Below are 923 nucleotides of genomic sequence, written 5' to 3' on the forward strand. Positions count from 1 at the left end.
TGGTGGTCTTCGACCGGCGCCCACAAGCCCCACCCTGGAAGGAACGAGGCGGCTTCGAGCAGGCGAGCACACCGACCGGCCGCCAGGTCACCGTTCTGCGCGTGTGACGGCTGCCCCGCCGTCTGAAGACCATCGCAGGCGCGACAGAGCCGAGACAGCGACAAGCCAGCCGTCCTTGGTTGACTCAATGCGTCGCGTCGGTTCCGCGATCGGTGGGATCTCGCCCCAGCTTCGCACGGGAGATCGGTTCACGGCGCGATGAACGGCACTTCGACCAGCAGGAAGGACAGTCATCGCATGCTTCACCGAATTCGCCGTCGAGGCCTGGTCCTCGCGCTCGCCACGGGGCTGCTCACGGCTCAGGTCATGGTCGCCGGGGCGTCCCCCGCCGCCGCGACGCCGCAGGAGTGCGAGCGGGGTGCCAACGGTTTCGTCGACATTCCCGACACCCTGCGGGGCACGCAGGCGCCAGTGGGCCCGGTCAGCATCTTCGGACGGACTGCCACCCTCTACTACGGCAGGATCGGTGGTGTCACCCGCGGTTGGGCTCACCTGGGTGGGGACACCCTGTGGGGTGACAGCGTCTGGATGGACTGGACCCGGGACGGCGGCAGGACCTGGATCCAGTGCGGTCCGTTCGAGGTGAGCTCCGGCGGGCAGACGAAGACCAGCGCGGCACAGCGCACCAGTTCCGACGCCAACTGGCGATTCCGGGCCTGCTTGAGGTGGGGTCGCCACGAGCCGGCGGCCATTAAGTGCACCGATTGGTGGTAATCGCCGGATCACGGCTGGAAACGCTGTGGTGGGGGGGGGGGAGACCCCCCCCCCCCCCGGTGGGGAGAGGGTGGCCGCTACCCGGACGAGATACCCCTCGTGGTGGGCGGCGGGGGCGGCGATTGCGCCCCGCCGGGCGTGGTGCCCCC

The 923-nt window shown here is 69.9% G+C and carries 1 protein-coding gene; it reads left to right on the plus strand.

What is annotated here, in order from left to right:
• The first annotated feature begins 297 nt into the window (after window positions 1–297).
• Window positions 298–774, plus strand: coding sequence for a hypothetical protein (locus ACIBQ1_RS39215; RefSeq protein ID WP_397284972.1), 477 nt, complete (start codon window positions 298–300; stop codon window positions 772–774).
• The last annotated feature ends 149 nt before the right edge of the window (window positions 775–923 follow it).

This window comes from Nonomuraea sp. NPDC050153, assembly GCF_044460125.1.
Lineage (GTDB): Bacteria > Actinomycetota > Actinomycetes > Streptosporangiales > Streptosporangiaceae > Nonomuraea.